This is a genomic window from Paraburkholderia sp. BR10872, assembly GCF_040965835.1.
Lineage (GTDB): Bacteria > Pseudomonadota > Gammaproteobacteria > Burkholderiales > Burkholderiaceae > Paraburkholderia > Paraburkholderia nodosa_A.
The window spans coordinates 40,375-59,651 of sequence record NZ_JBFRCN010000058.1 but is presented as its reverse complement, the minus strand read 5'-3'; the positions used below and the strand labels follow the sequence as shown (position 1 = coordinate 59,651).

Below are 19,277 nucleotides of genomic sequence, written 5' to 3'. Positions count from 1 at the left end.
CGTCACGAACGCGGATGGGGAAAAGCTGTCGAAGCAGACCGGGGCGCAGGCGCTCGACGCGTCACGCCCGCTGGAAACGCTGATGGCCGCCGCACGGCACCTGGGCCTCGAATTGCACGATCCCGCGCCCGCGACGCTCGCAGCGTTCCAGCTGGCCGCGATCGACGCGTGGAAGCGGCGGCTCGTGCAATTGCCCGCCGCATAAACAAAAACGGCATGCCGCCAGGAGCGACATGCCGTTTTTTTTGCGTCGCGCGATTCTTTCGCGCTCGAACTCAGCTCGAAGACGACGTCGGCTTGTTGCGCCACGACGACCCGAGGCCGCCCAGCAGCGCCGCGAGCGGCTGCTTCGATTGCTGCTTCTGCGGCGCGGCGTTCGCGGGCTTGTCTTCCACCTTGCTGCGCGCGCTCGCCGAAGGCTCGTAGGGCTTCAGGAAAAAGTCATCGATCGGCTGCGAACGATGGTGATGCGGGCGCTCGAACGAGGCCGCGCGGCGGTGCGTGCCGCGCTCGCCACGTTCACCGCGGCCTTCGCGGCTTTCATAGCCGTCGCGCTCGCGGCGCCGGCCGCCACCCTCGTGATGCGCCACCGGCACGTCGACCACGAGGCGCTCCACGGTCAGCGGGCGCTTGATGAGCTTCTCGATATCGGCGAGCTGCTTCTTCTCGTTCGGGCTGCACAGCGACAGCGCGTCACCCGAGGCGCCTGCACGGCCGGTGCGGCCGATCCGGTGCACGTAGTCTTCGGCGTTGAACGGCAGGTCGAAGTTGATGACGGCGGGCAGTTCGGCAATATCGAGGCCGCGCGCGGCCACGTCGGTCGCCACGAGCGCTTCGATTTCGCCGCGCTTGAAGGCGTCGAGCGCCTGCATGCGCTCGCTCTGCGTGCGGTCGCCGTGGATCGCGGCCGCGACGATGCCCTGCTTTTCGATCTGGCGCGCAAGACGGCTCGCGCCGATCTTGCTGTTGCAGAACACGATCACCTGCTTCAGGCCCCGCTCGCGGATCAGTTGAACGACCGCGCCGGTCTTGTCGCCCTCGGCGACTTCGTACACCACCTGGGTGACATTGGTCGCGGTGGAGTTGCTGCGCGCCACCTCGATGGTCTGCGGCGTGCGCAGATAGGTCGCGGCAAGCTTCTTGATCTCGCCCGAGAACGTGGCCGAGAACAGCAGCGTCTGGCGCTCCTTCGGCAGCAGGTTCAGGATGCGCTGCAGGTCGGGCAGAAAGCCCATGTCGAGCATGCGGTCGGCTTCGTCGAGCACGAGCATCTGCACCTGACCGAGGCTCGTGGTCTTCTGCTGCACGTGGTCGAGCAGGCGGCCAGGCGTCGCGATCAGGATTTCCACGCCGCGGCGCAGCTCGTCGGACTGCGGATTCATGTCGACGCCGCCGAACACCACCGCGCTGCGCAGCGGCGTGTGCTGCGCGTAGGTGCGCACGTTGTTGGCGACCTGGTCGGCCAGCTCGCGCGTCGGTGTGAGAATCAGCGCGCGCACGGGATGCCGTGCGGGCGAGGCGCTCGTGCTCGCCAACGGCAAGAGGCGTTGCAGGATCGGCAGCGAGAAACCCGCCGTCTTGCCCGTGCCAGTCTGCGCTGCAGCCAGCACGTCGCGGCCCGTGAGCACCACGGGAATCGCCTCCGCCTGGATCGGCGTGGGCGTCGTGTAGCCCTGCTCCTTGATGGCCCGGAGGATTTCGGGGGCCAGACCAAACTGGTCAAAGTTCGCAATGCTGGGCGTGACGGCTGTGTCGGACATGGTGGCTTCGCTATAAAGGCGCTATTCGCGCAAGGCGCGGAAGCGCCTCAAATGGTCACTGCTGGGCATTGCAGGTCGATGCAAAGGCGCCGGACAACACGTCAGGCGCCCTCCTGCGACGGGCGGAACACACGCCCGCGAGGGCTTCCCGGCAAACGGATGGCCCGGGATGGCCCGTGGGACGACGAGACAATCTGCCGGGGACGGGGCGCTGGCTGCATCGCCGCGCTCGCTCGGGTTCAACCCAGCCAGACTCGCTCGATTCCAGATGGTTCCGGCGCCGTCCTCGTCTCTTGACGCGCGTGCGCACCGGATGTGTCAAAACGGCTCGATCGACCGTTCAGGCCGATCCAGCAAGCCTCGGGGCGGCTTGCTGCGTGCTTGCTGCGTGCTTGCTGCCCGCTTGCTGCGTGCCTGCTGCGGGCGTTCTGCCCCCCTCTGCGGCAGGCGCAAAGGGCCGAAAGGCCGGTATTGTAGCACCTTGGCATAAATCCCTATGGCAGCGGGCCATGCGTTCTGCAACATGGCGCACGGGAAATCCCCGCGCGCCATGCGGCGCAGAATCGCACCATTTTTTCGCCAGCCCGCTGCACCCTGATCACCACATCTCGCGCATCACCATCAGCCGCAGTTCGGTCATATCCTCGATCGCGTAGCGCACGCCCTCGCGCCCGAGGCCCGAGTCCTTCACGCCGCCGTACGGCATGTTATCGACGCGAAATGACGGAATGTCGTTGATCACCACGCCGCCCACGTCGAGCCCGTCCCACGCGCGATGCGCGTTGGCGAGCGAATCCGTGAAGACGCCCGCCTGCAGGCCGAAATCGCTGTCGTTGACGATGTCGAGCGCTTTGCCGAAGTCGTCGAAACGCTCGAGGATCGCGACCGGCCCGAACGCCTCCTTGCGGTAGAGGTCGGTGTCGCGGCGCACGTCTTCGAGCAGCGTGGCCTCGAACATCGCGCCGTCCACCTTGCCGCCCGCGACGATCTTCGCCCCCGCGAGCACCGCGCTCTCCATCCAGCCCGCCAGACGCTTCGACTCGGACTCCGAGATCATCGGCCCGACGAAGGTTGTCTCGTCCTTCGGGTCGCCCATCTTGAGCGTCTTGACCTTGGCGATGAGCTTGTCGCGCAGCGTCTCGTAGATCGACGCGTGCACGAGAATGCGCTGCACGCCGATGCAGCTCTGCCCCGACTGGTAGTACGCGCCGAACGCCAGCCGGTCGACGACGTAGTCGAGCTTGCCGCCCTGATCGCCGTCGACGATAGCCGCCGCATTGCCGCCCAGCTCCAGCACCACCTTCTTCTTGCCGGCCTTCTTCTTGAGGTCCCAGCCCACCGCGGGCGAGCCCGTGAATGAAAGCAGCTTGAAGCGCTCGTCGGTGGTGAAGAGGTCGGCACCGTCGCGGTGCGCGGGCAGGATCGAGAACGCGCCCTTGGGCAGGTCGGTTTCCGCCAGCACCTCGCCGATGATGAGCGCCCCCACCGGCGTGCGGCTCGCGGGCTTCAGCACGAACGGCACGCCCGCGGCGAGCGCCGGCGCGACCTTGTGCGCCGCCAGATTGAGCGGGAAATTGAACGGCGAGATGAACGAGCACGGTCCGATCGGCACACGCTTCACGTAGCCGTGATAGCCCTTCGCGCGCGCCGAAATCTCGAGATTGACGATCTCGCCGTCGATGCGCACGCTCTCTTCGGCGGCCACGCGGAACGTGTCGATCAGGCGCGTGGCCTCGCCGCGCGAGTCGTTGATCGGCTTGCCCGCCTCGATGCACAGCGCCATCGCCAGCTCGTCGAAGCGCTCGCGAAAGCGCGCCACGCAATGATCGATCACGGCCTGGCGCTTGTATGGCGGGAACGCACGCATGGCGGGCATGGCGGCTTCGGCCGCCGCAATGGCCTCGTCGATCGCCTTCGCGTCGGCGAGCGCGACGCGCGTGGCGACTTCGCCGCTGTATTTGTCGGTGACCTCGAGGTCGGTATTGGCGGCAACGGCCTCGTTGGCCAGATAGTACGGATAAGTCGGTTTGAGCATGACGGGTTCTCCGTAAGTGCGGCGTCAAAGCTGCGCGCTCAGGCGCTTGATGTCGCGATTGAGCACGCGCTCGTTGTCCGAATAGTCGATGGGCACGTCGATCACATGCACGCCCGGCTGCGCGAGGCACTGCTCGACGAGCGGCTTGAGTTCGTCCGCCGAGCCCACGCGATGGCCATGCGCGCCATAGCTCTGCGCATAGTCGACGAAATCGGGGTTCTGCAGCGTCATCCCGTAATCGGGGAAATTCATGTTTTCCTGCTTCCAGCGGATCATGCCGAACGCGTCGTCGCGCAACAGCAGCACGACCAGATCGAGCTTCAGGCGCACCGCCGTCTCCAGTTCCTGCGAATTCATCATGAAGCCGCCGTCGCCGCAGACCGCCACGACCTTGCGCTGCGGATGCACGATCTTCGTGGCGATGGCCGAGGGCAGCCCCGCGCCCATCGAGGCGAGCGCGTTGTCGAGCAGGATCGAGTTGGGCTCACGTGCGCGGTAGTAGCGCGCGAACCAGATCTTGTACATGCCGTTGTCGAGACACAGGATGCCATCGTCGGGCATCGCGCCGTACACGTCGTGCACGAGCCGCACCGGGTACATGGGAAAGCGCTCGTCGTGCTGGCCTTTGGCGAGATGCGCCTCGAAATGGCGCTTGATCTCCTCGAAGCGCGCGAAGTCCCACGCGTGCTCGCGCGGTTTCAGGCTCTCCTTGAGCTGCCACACGGCGTTGGCGATGTCGCCCACCACCTCGATCTGCGGGAAATACACGGGGTCGACTTCCGCGCCGAGAAAATTCACGTGGATGACGGTTTTTTCTTCCGCGCTGCGCATGAAGAACGGCGGCTTTTCGATCACGTCGTGGCCGACGTTGATGATGCAGTCGGCGTGCTCGATCGCGCGGTGCACGAAATCGCCGTCCGAAAGCGTGGCGTTGCCGAGCCACAGCGGATGCGACTCGTCGATCACGCCCTTGCCCATCTGCGTGGTGAAGAACGGGATGCCGGTTTCGTCGACGAATTCGCGCAGCACGTTGCGCGTGGTCTTGCGATTGCCCCCCGCGCCGATCATGAGAAGCGGATGGCGCGCTTTGCAGATCGCCCCGACCGCGTGCGCGACGGCCTTTTCCTCGGCCACGGGCCGGCGGCTGAAGCTCTTGGGAATGGGCTTGCCGTCGCCCTCTTCGTCGGCCACGTCTTCGGGCAGCTCGAGATGCACGGCGCCGGGCCGCTCCTGCTCGGCCTGGCGAAACGCCTCGCGCACGAGCGCCGGAATGTTGCCGATGGAGACGATCTGACGCGCGTACTTGGTGAGCGGCTCCATCATGCGCACCACGTCGACGATCTGGAAGTGGCCCTGCTTGCTCGACTTGATGGGCTTCTGGCCCGTGACCATCAGCATGGGCATGCCGCCGAGCTGCGCGTAGGCCGCGGCGGTCACGAAGTTGGTGGCGCCGGGTCCGAGCGTGGCCAGACACACGCCGGTGCGGCCCGTCAGCCGTCCGTAAGTGGCGGCCATGAAGCCCGCGGCCTGCTCGTGGCGCGTGACGATCAGACGAATCTTCGAGCGCCGCAGCGATTCGAGCAGATCAAGGTTCTCTTCCCCTGGAATACCGAACACATACTCGACGCCTTCTGCTTCGAGCGCCTTCACGAACAGATCCGATGCTTTCATCGACCACCTCGCTGGCAAGAGCGTGGCCGGCGCGCGGGCGGCAGCCGGCCTTCGCGAACAGGCCGTCAGGTTACTACCGCGAGGCGCAATGCGTCGTGAAGCGTGCGTTCGGCGTCAGCGCATGAGCGTCGCGCAGCCCGAGAGCACCGGCTTCGGACTCGCGTCGGAGGTGACGTCGTAGAGATCGGCGCCGGGTCCCTTGGTCCACCACGTGTAGCGGTCGGCGACGTACTTCACGCCCGAAGCCGCGATCACGCCGACGAAAAGGAGCTTGCGGCCTTTCACCGGCACGAGCGCGAAGCTTTGGCCGTTGGCCGCGTTCAGATAGGTGACCTTGAAGGTCTTGCTGTTGGCGCAGGTGTAGCTGAACGTGTGGCGCGACTGCACCTGGATGTCACGCACTTCCAGCGGGGCCGCCGCGTTCGCCGCGCTCACGTGGAGCGCGGCGGCGAGACCGCACGCTGCCGCCAACCGGATTGCACCGCTTCGAGCATCGATCATCGTGTTCTCCGTGGGTTGCGTTGGCGCCGCGCTATACGCTCACTGCGCGCTCACTGCGCGCTCACTGCGCAGCGTCGCCCGGCACGGGGCGCACCGCCGCAGCCGCTTCGCGAGCGCGCGAGCGGGCCTCGTCGGTGTCGGCGCCCGTGGCGAGCGCGACACCCATGCGGCGCTTCACGAAGCTCTCGGGCTTGCCGAACAGGCGCAGGTCCGCGCCCGGCACGGCCAGCGCCTGCGCCACGCCTTCGAATGCGATGCCGCGTGCGTCCATGCCGCCGTAGATCACGGCCGAGGCGCCCGGACCGCGCGCCGTCGTATCGACGGGCAGGCCGAGAATCGCGCGCGCATGCAGTTCGAACTCGGAGAAGCGCTGCGACGCGAGCGTGACGAGCCCCGTGTCGTGCGGGCGCGGGCTCACTTCCGAGAACCACACCTCGTCGCCGCGCACGAACAGCTCGACGCCGAAGAGACCGCGGCCGCCCAGCGCCTCGGTCACCTTGTGCGAGATTTCGCGCGAGCGCTCGAGCGCCTTCGCGCTCATCGGCTGCGGCTGCCACGATTCGACGTAGTCGCCGTCCACCTGGAGGTGGCCGATCGGATCGCAGAAATAGGTTTGCACCTGGCCGCTCGCCGGGTCGATGGCGCGCACGGTGAGCTGCGTGATTTCATAGTCGAAGTTGATGAAGCCCTCGACGATCACGCGACCGCGATTTACGCGGCCGCCCGCGAGCGCATAGTCCCAGGCGCGCTCGACATCGGCGTCGCTGCGCACGACCGACTGCCCCTTGCCCGACGACGACATCACCGGCTTCACCACGCACGGATAGCCGACCTTGGCGACGCCCGCCTTCAGCTCGTCGAGCGAATCGGCGAACGCGTAAGGCGAGGTGGCGAGGCCGAGCTCCTCGGCGGCGAGGCGGCGAATGCCCTCGCGGTTCATCGTGAGCTGCGCGGCGCGCGCGGTGGGGATCACCTCGGCGACACCCTCGGCCTCGACGGCGGCGAGCGCGTCGGTGGCGATCGCTTCGATTTCGGGCACGACGAGATGCGGGCGTTCGGCGTCGATGAGCGCGCGCAGCGCCTTGGGATCGGCCATGTCGATCACGTGCGCGCGATGGGCGACCTGATGGCCGGGCGCATTTTCGTAACGATCGACGGCGATCACCTCAACGCCGAGACGTTGCAGCGCGATGATCACTTCCTTGCCAAGCTCGCCCGCGCCGAGCAGCATGACACGGGTGGCGGAAGCGGAAAGCGGCGTGCCGATGCGGGGGCGGGTTTGCATGATGTCTCCAGAATGGCGGTATGGCGCAAATGCGTAAGAGCGCCGATGTTAACACGCGGCCCTGCCGCGGCGCGGCGCTTTGGCGCGTCGGCGGCCGCCCGCTTCCAGCACGGCGCACGCACGTTTGCGCTCGCATGCTGCAGCGCGGTGCGTTACGCTTACGCCTTCGTCGATTACGAGGAACGATGCGATGCCTATTAGCCAGACGGCGAGCCACACGCCGATCCAGGCACCGAGCCAGAGCCCGCGCATGACCATGCGCCCGCGCCCGCGCCCTGCCCGAGGCGAATTCGCGCGAAAGCTGGCCTCGCGCACGGCGATGCTCGCTGCGGCCCTGCTGGTGTGCGCGTGCAAGCTGCCCGTGCACACGGACGCCTCTGCGCCGCTGCCCGATCCGTTCAACCCCGCCACGACGCAGCTGCTCGACAACACGCACTGGCAGCTCGCGGAATGGAAGCGCGCCGACGGCACGATGCGCGCCCTGCCGGGCGGCCACGCCGATGCCGGCAACATCGAAAACCCCGACGCTCGCCCCATTACGCTCGACCTCTCGACCGAGAGCGGCCAACGCCGCGCAAGCGGCTTTTCGGGCTGCAACCGCTATTTCGGCGCCTATACGCTCAAGAACGGCCTGCTCTCGTTCGGCCAGCTCGGCGGCACGCGCATGGCGTGCATCGGCGCGGGCGGCGATATCGAGGGCGCTTATCTGGAAGCGCTCTCGCAAATCGCGCGCTCCGGCGTGCAGATGCGCCATCCGCAATCGCTCTTTCTCGTGCTCGAAAACGGCGACCGCCTGACGTTCGCCGAGCAGGGCGCCGAACCGGGCACGGGCCCGGCCGCGACGCCCGGCGCCGCCTCCGACGCCAAACCGGCGCAGTGAACGCTGCGCGCATGAGCCGCCGCGCCCTTGCCCGGCGCGGCGCTTTTTTTGTTGCGCGCGAACCAAACCGGCGCGCGCCGGGTCATTGGCGTGTCAGGCGCGCAACGCCTGCCGTGCCGCACGCAACACCGCCCTCAAGTGGATGGCGGCGCGCAGGGGCTGAGCGGTTACACTCCACACGTCGCACACCTTCTCTACGTACATCTTCGGCATGCACACGGTAGTTCCTGGCTGGTTCGGCGTTTCGGCCGTCTGGTTCATCCCCCTGATCTGGCGTCTCGTCAAGTCCGTGCTGCCGGGCGGCGCGGGCCTGCGCGGCCCTGGCACGATCCGTCTATGGCTCGGCTTCGTCGGCGTGCTCCTGGCGAGCTGCGTGCTCGAGGCGACGCTCATCGACATCGCCGGGTTCAACGCATTCGGCCACGCGCTTTCGGGCGGGCTCGGCAAGCTCATCGGCCACGTGGCCGCGCCGCTCGCGATGACGGCGCTTCTCCTCGTGAGCTTGCCGTGGCTGCTCGACTTCCATTGGCGCGAATTCCTCGCGTGGGCGGATATTTCGCTCGGACTCGGCCTGAACATCCGCGCCGCGCGTGACACTGACGACAGCCCGCGCCGCGAACGCCGCAGCCGTCGCGCCGCAGCCGAAGAGGGACTGCCTGCACATTGCGCCGCTACCTTCACTCCGCCGATGCCTGGCGACGGCGCGCGGCGCAAACGACCGACGATCTGGCGCCCGCCGGCGCGTGACGCGCGCGAGGGTCGCGATAACCCGCGCGCAGCCGGTGCCATGGCTGCGGGACCTGGCGCAGCGTCGGCCGCTGCCACCGCACAGGACGCGTTTGCCGATGCCGGGTCGTGGCGCGCCGAACCGGGCTTCCGTGGTCCCGCCGATCCCGCCGCGGCGTGGGCGCGCACCGAACCGACCGCGACCGCCGACTGGCTGCGCGGCACGCGTGCGCCGGGGCAAACGCCGCCTGCGGGTGCGTCGCGAGCCCCGATGGAGCCGCCGCGCGCGCCGTTGCAGCCAGCAGCCGCGCCGCTCGGCGACGGGCGCCGCCAGCCGGTGCGCGGTGCGAGCGCAGTGCAGGACGTGGCGCCTGCGCAAGGGGTGCAGGGCATCCCTGCGCAGCCGAATGCCCCGTGGCGGACGCAGACGCCTCAAACGCGACCGGCCATGGCCGCCGCGATGACGGGCGCGGCAGCGCGCACGGCTTCGTCTTCCGCGGTGGTGCATGGTGCGCCGCTCGCGGCCGGTGCCGCCGCAGCCGCCGCCGCCGCGCGCAGTGCCGCGTTCGGCACGACGCCGCCACCGCCCGATCCGCTGACTTCGCCGTTCGCACAACCCGTCATGCCGCGCCGCACGGCGCCGCCGCCTGCGGCAGGCAGCACGGCCGCGCGCGCCGCGGCCGCCGCACCGCCGCGCGTCGCGAAGCCACCGAAACCCTACGTCTGGCAAGGGCAGCCCGCGCGCGTGAACCCTCGCCCGCCCATGAGTGCGCCGCGCACGGCGCCGTTCGGCACGCATCCAGCCGAAACGCCGCCCGCGACGCCCGCCTACTCGCGCCTCGCGCCCACCAGCGCACCGCAGGCGCAGGCGCCGCTCTCGACGAGCGTGCTCGAAACATTGCGCTCGATCGAAGAGAACGCCGCGCGCTGGACCACCCTCGCCGGCGCGAGCCTCGCACGCCGCACCCTGGACGAAGCGGGTACGCTCGCGGGCGAGGAACACACGCACGCGCAATTCTCGAGCGCATCGCCGGACATCGCGACGGCGGCGCTGCCGGTGATGCCTTCGGCCGCGTCGCTGGAAACGACGTCCGCTCCGGTCGCGCTGTCGGACGGTGACTACCTTTCGCCAAACCCGGCTGGGCAATCGTTCGTGGAAATGCACGCCTCGCCGCAACCGGGCGACACGACGCCGGGCGCGACGCCCGCTGCCCCCTACCCTGCCGCGCCTCAGAACACAGCATCGTCCGAGCCGAATTCGGCCAGCGTCGGCTACATGGCTGCGCCGACTGCCTGGCAACCGATTGCTGAGCACGTGGACGAAGCCACGCACGGCGCCTCGAACGAGGAGACGCGCATCGAGCCGGTGCAAGCTGCGGTGGAGGAAGCTGCAACGCCTTCGACGTGGCCGACACTGGATCACGGCATGCCGTGGATCCTGCTCGACGACGAACCGTCGGCTGCCGCCCCCGCCGAGACGCACACTGCCGAACCGTTCTTCACGTTCAGCCCGTCGACGGTGCAGGAGCAGGTGCCTGCGCCTGCGCCCGCGGCGGTTTCTCCGGCTGTGGCACCAGCGCCAGTGTCAGTGCCCGCAGCGACGCGAACGCCGGGCGCGGTAGACGCGCAGGCCGAGCAACCCGCTCCGACCGAAGCGCACGCTGCGCACGAAGCACACGACCAACTCGACACAGCGGCCGCGTCGAACATCGTGCACTCCCCCCGCATCGCTCCCGAGACGCAGCCCGACGCCGCCGCGACGCCTGCACATGTCGCGCCGACGGTTACGCATGCGGCTCCCGCGACGCCGTTCGACGCAGCGCCTTCGCCGGTGGCAGAGCAGAAGGCGAGCGAGTCTTTCGCGCCCGTCGCGCACAGCGAATCCGCCAGCGTCGATGCATACCCTGCGTCGATGGACGAAGCGCAAGGGGTTGCGAACGAAACGGCTGAAGCGTTGCCGGCACCTGACGCGCCGGCGACTCAAGCAACGCCTTTTGACGCGACGCCCCTGTCCGCAGTGCAAGCGCCGGCACCCACACCCGCAGCAACGCCGCCGTGGGTTGCCGAAACGCCGAAGCAAAGCTGTCCTGCACCGGCCGAGGCCACGCTCACGCCGACTCCCTCGCAGCCCGCGACGCCGGTTGCCACCCCGATCGCGGCGCCCTACCCCGCCATCGCGACCGAACCCGGCGCGGCGAGCCCCGACTTCGAGTCCGCACCCGAAGCAATCGAAGCCATAGAAGCCCCCGAGGCGGTCGAAGCTCCCGAGCCCGCAGTCCAGCGCGCTCCGGTGCGCGGCCACGCGCCCACGTCCTTCGTGTTCGAGCCGCTCAGCGCATCGGCGGTCGAACTGCCGGGGCTCGATCTGCTCGAGCGCGCATCGTCCGAGATCGAGCCCGTCACCGAGCAGAAGCTCGCCGAAACGAGCCAGCTCATCGAGCAGCGTCTTCAGGAGTTCAAGGTCCCCGTGACCGTGGTCGGCGCCTCGGCGGGCCCGGTCATCACGCGCTTCGAAGTGGAACCCGCGCTCGGCGTGCGCGGCAGCCAGATCGTCGGCTTGATGAAGGATCTCTCGCGCGGCCTCGGCCTCACGTCGATCCGCGTGGTCGAAACGATTCCCGGCAAGACCTGCATGGGCCTCGAATTGCCGAACGCCCGCCGCCAGATGATCCGCCTCTCGGAAATCCTCGAATCGGCGCCGTACCACCGCTCGCAGTCGAAGCTCACGATCGCGATGGGCAAGGACATCGTCGGCCATCCGATCGTCACCGATCTCGCCAAGGCGCCGCACATGCTCGTGGCGGGCACGACCGGTTCGGGCAAGTCGGTCGCGATCAACGCGATGATCCTCTCGCTGCTCTACAAGGCGACACCCGAGGACGTGCGGCTCATCATGATCGACCCGAAGATGCTCGAGCTTTCCGTGTACGAAGGCATTCCGCATCTGCTCGCGCCGGTCGTGACCGACATGAAGCTCGCCGCCAACGCGCTCAACTGGTGCGTGGGCGAGATGGAGAAGCGCTACCGGCTGATGTCGGCGGTGGGCGTGCGCAATCTCGCGGGCTTCAACCAGAAGATCCGCGACGCGCAAGCCCAGGAAAAGAAGATCGGCAACCCGTTCTCGCTCACGCCCGAAGCCCCCGAGCCGCTCTCGCCGCTGCCGATGATCGTGGTCGTGATCGACGAGCTCGCCGACCTCATGATGGTTGCGGGCAAGAAGATCGAAGAATTGATCGCGCGTCTCGCACAGAAGGCGCGCGCCGCCGGCATCCACCTGATCCTCGCGACGCAGCGTCCTTCGGTGGACGTCATCACGGGTCTCATCAAGGCGAATATTCCGACGCGGGTGGCGTTCCAGGTGTCATCGAAGATCGACTCGCGCACGATTCTCGACCAGATGGGCGCCGAGTCGCTGCTCGGCCAGGGCGACATGCTGTTCCTGCCGCCGGGCACGGGCTACCCGCAGCGCGTGCACGGCGCGTTCGTCGCCGACGAGGAAGTGCACGCGGTCGTGGAGTATCTGAAGCAGTTCGGCGAGCCCGAGTACGTCGAAGGCATTCTCGACGGCCCGGCGGCCGAAGGCGCGCCGCAGGACCTGTTCGGCGACTCGCCCGACGCCGAAGCCGATCCGCTCTACGACGAGGCCGTCGCGTTCGTCGTGCGCACGCGGCGCGCGTCGATCTCGTCGGTGCAGCGGCAACTGCGCATCGGCTACAACCGCGCCGCGCGACTGGTCGAGCAGATGGAAACGGCGGGACTCGTTTCGCCGATGGGCATCAACGGCAGCCGCGAAGTGCTCGTGCCGGGCGGCGCTCAGGGCGAATAAGCAAGAAGGCGCGCCTCGCGCCTTCTTTCGTCATCTCAAGCCGTTACTGCGCAACGAACTTGAAATCGACCGGCGAGCCGATATCGATGCGCTTCGGATTCGGCTCCAGCAAACCCGTCTGCTGATCACGCCGGAACACGTAGGCGGTATCGCTGTTCTGGTTGCCGACGATGAGCCACTGCCCGGTCGGATCGATCGCGAACTCGCGCGGCGACTTGCCGAGGCTCGACTGGCGCCCCACGCGCTTGAGCTTGCCGCTCTCGCCATCGACGGCGAAGATCGAGATGTCGTTGGCGTCACCGCGATTGGAAACGTAGAGGAACTTGCCGTCCGGCGAAAGATGGAGCGCCGCCGCGCCCTGCGTTCCCTCGAAGCCCGGTTCCGCCAGCTTCTCCACTTGTTCCAGCTTCATGTGGCCATCGTGATACGCAAACACGGTCACGGTGGCGGCCAGTTCGCTCGTGAGATACGCGTGACGGCCGTCATTGCCGAAGATCAGATGACGCGGACCACTGCCCGACTTCACATCGGTATAACGCCATTCGGTCGGGCTCACCAGGCCGCGGCTGCCGTCCGGCGTATAGAGATAGGTCCAGAGCTTGTCGGTGCCGAGATCCTGGGTGAAGAGATAGCGCCCATCCGGCGAAAACACCGTCGAGTGCACGTGCGCATTGTCCTGACGCCCCTTCACGGGGCCGCCGCCCTCGTGGTGCACGGTCAGCACGGACTCGCCCAGCTTGCCGTCCTGCTGCACGGGCAGGACGGCGAAGCTGCCGCCCGGGTCGGCCGCAACCGAGTAGTTCGCCACGAAGAGGTAGTGCCCATCCGGCGAGAGGCTCAGGTAGCACGGATCGTTGCCCTGCGCCGACACCTTGTCGAGAAACGTGAGCTGACCGCTTGCGGCATCGAAGCCGAACGCACTCACGTCGCCGCGCAAGCTGGCAGGACCGTTGTCGCCCGGTAGCTCGTTGACTGCGTAGACGAAGCGGTTGTCCTTGCTCACCACGAGAAACGACGGGTTCACCGTCTTCGCCACGCTGACCGGCTGCATGTCGCCCGTCTGCGTATCGAAGTGATAGACGTAGAGGCCCTCGCTCTTGCCGCCCGTATAGGTGCCGACGATCAGGTTGTAGACACCGCCCGCGGGCGCGGTCGTGGAAGCGGATTGCGCGAACGCATGCGTCGCGGCGACGGAAGCCATGATGACAACACCTTTGACGAGCTGGGTAAGGAGATGCGCGGGTCGGCCCTCAGTCCGGCGCGATCGGGAAAGGCTACCTGAACGGGCAGATAAGTGGGCCGATGAGCGGGAGGGCGTAGGCACGGCGTTTGCGGCGGCACGGCGAAGGAACATGTCGACCTCCTTTTTCTTGTCGATGCAGGGGAGCGGGTCGGCCCTCGTCGCAATGCCGACCGTATTCGCCCCGCTTTCGTCTGATACGTGGGACACCGGCCCAGTATAGGAGAGGTCGCGAGCGCCCGCCCCGCAAGCGCGCAGCGGCAAGTCCGGGCCAAAATCGAAGCAGCAACAAGCAACAAAGGCATCCACGCCAAGGTTCGAAACCCGCCGCAACCAGGGAGCCGTCATGAACATTCACGTCGCCATCGGGCCGCTCGTCGCGCTCATCGCAGGCATTCTGATTCTCGCCGTGCCGCGTCTGCTCAATTACATCGTCGCGCTGTATCTGATCATCATCGGGGTCATCGGGCTATTCGGCGTGGGCGGGCATCTGTGACGCGCTCAGGTCGCGCTCGACGGCGTTTGTTGACACAGGCGAGATGAGTATTTGCGCGTGCTGCTGCGCAAAACGCATTGCGCAGGCGGCCCCGCTGCCACTACTCTTGTGCGTGCATGCCGCACCGCTGCGGCAAGCGGCTTTCGTTTTCGAGCAACGCTGTCAATCTGCTTACTATGCCCGCACCCATTGAAGACTACGCATTGATCGGCGACGGCCACACGGCCGCGCTCGTTTCCCGCGCCGGATCCATCGACTGGCTCTGCTGGCCGCGCTTCGACTCCGGCGCCTGCTTTGCCGCCCTCCTCGGCACCGAAGAAAACGGCCGCTGGCTGATCGCGCCCGCGCAGCCCGAAGAGGGCGCGAAAGTCGAGATCAAGACCACGCGCCGTTATCGCGGCGACACGCTGATCCTCGAAACCGACTTCGAAACACCCGAAGGCGCGGTGACGCTCATCGATTTCATGCCGCCCGGCAACGGCTGGTCGGAACTCGTGCGCATCGTCGTGGGCCGGCGCGGCACCGTGCGCATGGAAAGCCAGCTCGTGCTGCGCTTCGACTATGGCTTTTCGGTGCCATGGGTGAGCCGCCTCACTTACGAGAGCGGCATCAAGGCCACGGTGGGCCCGGACACGGTCGTGCTGCGCACGCCCGTGGACCTCCAGGGCGAGAACATGCACACAGTGGCGCAGTTCGACGTGAAGGAAGGCGAGCGCGTGCCGTTCTCGCTTTCGTATGCGGCCTCGCACCTGCGTCTGCCGCCGCCGCGCGACCCGTTCACGGCGCTCGCGCGCACCGAAAACTTCTGGACCGAATGGGCCTCACGCAGCACCGTGGAAGGCCGCTGGGCCGAACCCATCCGCCGCTCGCTCATCACGCTCAAGGCGCTGGCCTACGAGCCCACCGGCGGCATCGTCGCGGCGCCCACCACGTCGCTGCCCGAGCAGCTGGGCGGCACGCGCAACTGGGACTACCGCTACTGCTGGCTGCGCGACGCGACCATCACGCTGCTCGCGATGATGCGCGGCGGCTACTACGACGAAGCCCGCGCCTGGCGCGCCTGGCTGGGCCGTGTGATGGCGGGCTCGCCCTCGCAGTTGCAGATCATGTACGGGCTGGCCGGCGAGCGCCGCCTGCCCGAATTCGAACTCGACTGGCTGCCCGGCTACGAAGGCGCGAAACCGGTGCGCGTGGGCAACAACGCGGTCGGCCAGCTGCAGCTCGACGTCTACGGCGAAGTGATGAACGCGCTGCACCTCGCGCGCGTGGGCGGCTTGCAGGCCGACGACACCGCATGGTCGATCCAGTGCGCGATGCTCGAACACCTCGAGACGATCTGGACCGAGCCCGACGAAGGCATCTGGGAAACGCGCGGGGGCCGCCAGCATTTCACGTTCTCGAAGGTGATGGCGTGGGTCGCCTTCGACCGCGCGATCAAGTCGGCGGAAAAATTCGAGCTGCCGGGGCCGCTCGATCACTGGCGCGAACTGCGCTCGACGATCCACGCGACCATTTGCGAGCGCAGCTTCGACAAGGATCTGAATTCCTTCACGCAGATCTATGGCGGCACCGATCTCGATGCGAGCCTGCTGCTCATGCCACTGGTCGGCTTCCTGCCCGCGGCGGATCCGCGCATCGCCGGCACGGTCGCGGCGATCGAGCGCGATCTGATGTGTGAAGGTTTTGTGATGCGCTACCGCACCACCGAATTCAACGATGGACTGCCGCCCGGGGAAGGCACCTTCCTTGCGTGCAGCTTCTGGATGGTCGACAACCTGGCCCTGCAAGGCCGCATGGACGACGCACGCCACATGTACGAGCGCCTGCTTTCGCTCGCCAACGACGTGGGATTGCTCGCCGAGGAATATGACCCCATTGCGGGGCGCCTCGTCGGCAACTTCCCGCAGGCGTTCTCGCATGTGGCGCTCGTGCATACGGGCCTGAACCTCATGCGGCACGAACAGGAAATGGCGAAGGAGACGGGGCACCCCGCGGTCGGCGGCGCGTCGGCCGAGCCAGCTGTTGCATCCGCATCGTAAATGTTCGAAAGCGCCTGGACGTTTTCGCGAGCTGGGGTACACTAGGGATGCTGCGTTGCACAACAGCCGGGCAAAAACAAGGCCGCCCGCGCCGCCTGGCAACGGGGCAAAACGCGTGTACCGCCTTGCAGCGCGCTTGCAGCCACGAGCTGCGAACGAATGCGGGTCCGCTCGCGCTAAAGCCCTCCGGGCGGCGGCCGATATACAACCTGACTGACCGACCAACCTTGCCGGCCCGCATCTGCTCCGCGCCTCAACCGCGCGCGACCCGGGTGCGAACCGCTCCTTGAAGATGCCGGAGCGCCCATGCTCTATCAAATCCGTGAATTCCAGCGCGCGTTGCTCAGCCCGCTGACCGCCTGGGCCCAGGCCGCCTCGAAATCGTTCTCGAATCCGACGAGCCCGTTTTCACTCGTGCCGGGCGCCACGCGCTTCGCCGCAGGCTACGAACTGCTCTATCGCCTGGGCAAGGACTACGAGAAGCCCGAGTTCAACCTTCGCCAGATCGTGAAGGACGGCTTCAATATTCCGATCGTCGAGCAGACCATCATCGAGAAGCCGTTTTGCCGCCTGCTGCGCTTCAAGCGCTACGCCGACGACACCGGCGCCGTGGCCGCGCTCAAGGACGAGCCGGCCGTGCTCGTGTGCGCGCCGCTCTCGGGCCACCACGCCACGCTTCTGCGCGATACCGTGCGCACGCTGCTGCAGGACCACAAGGTGTACATCACCGACTGGGTCGACGCGCGCATGGTGCCGCTCGAAGCCGGTCCGTTCCATCTCGACGACTACGTTGCGTATATCCAGGAATTCATCCGCCATATCGGCGCGAAGAATCTGCATGTGCTGTCGGTTTGCCAGCCTACGGTGCCCGTGCTCGCGGCCATCTCGCTGATGGCGAGCCGCGGCGAGGACACCCCGCTCACGATGACGATGATGGGCGGCCCGATCGACGCGCGCCGCAGCCCCACCGCCGTCAACTCGCTCGCCACCGAACACTCGCTCGACTGGTTTGCGAACAACGTGATCCATCCCGTGCCGGCGAACTATCCGGGCGAAGGCCGCGAGGTGTATCCGGGCTTCCTGCAGCACGCGGGTTTCGTCGCGATGAATCCGGGCCGTCACACCACGGCGCACTGGGACTTCTACAAGAGCCTGCTGCGCGGCGACGAAGAGGACGCCGAAGCACATCGCCAGTTCTACGACGAATACAACGCGGTGCTCGACATGGCCGCCGAGTATTACCTCGAGACCATCCGCACCGTATTCCAGGAGTTCAGTCTCGCTGAAGGCACGTGGGACGTGGCCGGCGAACGCGTGCGTCCGCAGGACATTCACGACACGGCGCTCTTCACGATCGAAGGCGAGCTCGACGACATTTCGGGCGCGGGCCAGACGCGCGCCGCGCACGATCTGTGCACGGGCATTCCCGAGGCAAACAAGCATCATCTGACTGCCGAAAAATGCGGCCACTATGGCATCTTCTCGGGCCGCCGCTGGCGCACGATCATTTATCCGCAACTGCGCGATTTCATCCGCCAGCACCAGCAGCCCGCCGCCCACACGAGCAAGGAAGCGTCTGCCCGCGGCCGCTCGGCACAGGGCGCTGTCGCCTGACGAAGGCTTGCGCTTCACTCGAGCGCACGCAATCCGCACCGGCAGCAGAATCCGCGCGCCGTCCCAGGACGGCGCGTGGCGTTTGTGGAGCGTGAAACGGCTTTGCGAATTTGCCGCGCGAGTCGTGCGCTATTTGCGCATGAGATACGCGAGCAGCATCTCCGTGTTGAGCTGAATGACTTCCGCGCGTTCGGCAGTCGTGCTGAAGTCTCGACCGAGCGTGGCGTTGAGCGTGTAGCGGTTCGAGACGATGTAGTAGCCCATGCCCGAAAGCGTCACATAGAGTCGCAACGGATCGATGCTCGGGCGGAATAGTCCTGCGGATTCACCGCGCGTGAGAATCGAACCGAGCGTCGCCACGATCGGCGAGATCATCTCGCGGATTCGTGTGGACTTCTGCATATATCGCGCCTCGTGCAGATTCTCGTTGTTCACGAGCCGCAGCAGTTCGGGATTGTCGCGATAGTAGTCCCACACGAAATGCGCGAGCCGCGTGATCGCCTCGACGGGTGCGAGCCCCGAAAGATCGAGGGCGCGCTCGGCTTCATTGAGCGCGCCGAATGCGTGCTCGAGGACCGCCGTGAAGAGTTGCTCCTTGCTGCCGAAGTAGTAATAGAGCATGCGCTCATTGGTTTCGGCGCGTCGCGCGATCTGGTCGACGCGTGCGCCGAACAGGCCGCCATTGGCGAATTCTTCCGCCGCGGCGAGCAGAATGCGGCGGCGTGTGCCTTCAGGATCTCTTTTGATTTTTGGCTGATTCATGGTGGCAGGATCTCGTTAAGCCGCGTTGTCCGGTTTACGTTGTCGGGCAATACTGCGCCGGGCCTCTCCTCGCCCTGGTATCGACAACGTTGTGCGGGGCGCGCCAGGTTAATGGACAGACACCCTCCGACCTACGGTCTTGCGTTCCTTCTTGTTTGTTTGATGTCGTTGCGAGCCGACATCGTCCTTCCCCCTGTCTGCCTCTTGCGAAGCACGTTGCCTGCCGTGCCCGACATGTACCGCTTACGTCTATTGATTTCCCCTGGACTGCACGGTGCTTCGCATTAAGCGCTTTGATTATGGCACATGGCCCGCCGATGGCAATGCGGGAAATCGGCGATAATGCAGGCTTTGGCGCTGTGCGTGTGCGCCCCTTGAGGCCAGCTGCGAAACCCTGCGCGCCCAAGGTCACGGCACCGCCCGCCCCGCCCCGATGTAGCGA

At 66.9% G+C, this 19,277-nt stretch carries 11 protein-coding genes and 2 pseudogenes; 6 read left to right on the top strand and 7 right to left on the bottom strand.

The genetic code is table 11. The features are described 5' to 3' along the window. A pseudogene (locus AB4Y43_RS33165) lies at positions 1-205 on the top strand (tRNA glutamyl-Q(34) synthetase GluQRS); the annotation flags it as partial. A gap of 70 nt (positions 206-275) precedes the next feature. Here AB4Y43_RS33165 and AB4Y43_RS33160 read toward each other — a convergent pair. The 5 genes from AB4Y43_RS33160 to purT form a co-directional block, all read right to left on the bottom strand. Continuing rightward, positions 276-1,760: a DEAD/DEAH box helicase gene (locus tag AB4Y43_RS33160; RefSeq protein ID WP_368606724.1), complete on the bottom strand. Its 1,485-nt coding sequence runs from the start codon at positions 1,758-1,760 to the stop codon at positions 276-278. A gap of 598 nt (positions 1,761-2,358) precedes the next feature. Continuing rightward, positions 2,359-3,795 carry an aldehyde dehydrogenase family protein gene (locus AB4Y43_RS33155; RefSeq protein WP_368729698.1) on the bottom strand — a complete coding sequence of 479 codons (1,437 nt, stop codon included), beginning with the start codon at positions 3,793-3,795 and terminating at the stop codon, positions 2,359-2,361. Positions 3,796-3,819: 24 nt separating this feature from the next. Further along, positions 3,820-5,466, bottom strand: coding sequence for an acetolactate synthase large subunit (locus AB4Y43_RS33150; RefSeq protein ID WP_069265347.1), 1,647 nt, complete (start codon positions 5,464-5,466; stop codon positions 3,820-3,822). Positions 5,467-5,580: 114 nt separating this feature from the next. Continuing rightward, positions 5,581-5,967 carry an MliC family protein gene (locus tag AB4Y43_RS33145; RefSeq protein ID WP_368683909.1) on the bottom strand — a complete coding sequence of 129 codons (387 nt, stop codon included), beginning with the start codon at positions 5,965-5,967 and terminating at the stop codon, positions 5,581-5,583. Positions 5,968-6,028: 61 nt separating this feature from the next. After that, positions 6,029-7,252, bottom strand: coding sequence for a formate-dependent phosphoribosylglycinamide formyltransferase (gene purT, locus AB4Y43_RS33140; protein WP_069265349.1), 1,224 nt, complete (start codon positions 7,250-7,252; stop codon positions 6,029-6,031). A 319-nt stretch (positions 7,253-7,571) separates the two neighbouring features. Here purT and AB4Y43_RS33135 point away from each other — a divergent pair, with 319 nt between their 5' ends. Together AB4Y43_RS33135 and AB4Y43_RS33130 are read left to right on the top strand one after the other, a co-directional pair. Then, positions 7,572-8,132 carry an META domain-containing protein gene (locus AB4Y43_RS33135; RefSeq protein ID WP_368617051.1) on the top strand — a complete coding sequence of 187 codons (561 nt, stop codon included), beginning with the start codon at positions 7,572-7,574 and terminating at the stop codon, positions 8,130-8,132. A gap of 211 nt (positions 8,133-8,343) precedes the next feature. Beyond that, positions 8,344-12,684, top strand: coding sequence for a DNA translocase FtsK (locus AB4Y43_RS33130; protein ID WP_368729697.1), 4,341 nt, complete (start codon positions 8,344-8,346; stop codon positions 12,682-12,684). 43 nt (positions 12,685-12,727) lie between these two features. On the opposite strand, the gene AB4Y43_RS33125 is transcribed toward AB4Y43_RS33130, so the two are convergent. Further along, on the bottom strand, positions 12,728-13,885 hold the full coding sequence (locus tag AB4Y43_RS33125; protein ID WP_368729696.1) for a lactonase family protein: 1,158 nt from the start codon (positions 13,883-13,885) through the stop codon (positions 12,728-12,730). 385 nt (positions 13,886-14,270) lie between these two features. On the opposite strand from AB4Y43_RS33125, the gene AB4Y43_RS33120 reads away from it, so the two are divergent. The 3 genes and pseudogenes from AB4Y43_RS33120 to AB4Y43_RS33110 all read left to right on the top strand — a co-directional run. After that, positions 14,271-14,420 carry a DUF3096 domain-containing protein gene (locus AB4Y43_RS33120; RefSeq protein ID WP_081771773.1) on the top strand — a complete coding sequence of 50 codons (150 nt, stop codon included), beginning with the start codon at positions 14,271-14,273 and terminating at the stop codon, positions 14,418-14,420. A 176-nt stretch (positions 14,421-14,596) separates the two neighbouring features. Further along, a complete protein-coding gene (locus AB4Y43_RS33115; protein WP_368607073.1) occupies positions 14,597-16,459 on the top strand; it encodes a glycoside hydrolase family 15 protein in 1,863 nt (620 codons plus the stop codon). Between the two features lie 306 nt (positions 16,460-16,765). Next, positions 16,766-18,001 (top strand): annotated as a pseudogene (locus AB4Y43_RS33110) (polyhydroxyalkanoate depolymerase); the annotation flags it as partial. Positions 18,002-18,202: 201 nt separating this feature from the next. Here the strand turns inward: AB4Y43_RS33110 and AB4Y43_RS33105 are convergent. Next, complete coding sequence (locus tag AB4Y43_RS33105; RefSeq protein WP_069265354.1) at positions 18,203-18,835, bottom strand: TetR family transcriptional regulator; 633 nt, start codon at positions 18,833-18,835, stop codon at positions 18,203-18,205. Between the last annotated feature and the right edge of the window lie 442 nt (positions 18,836-19,277).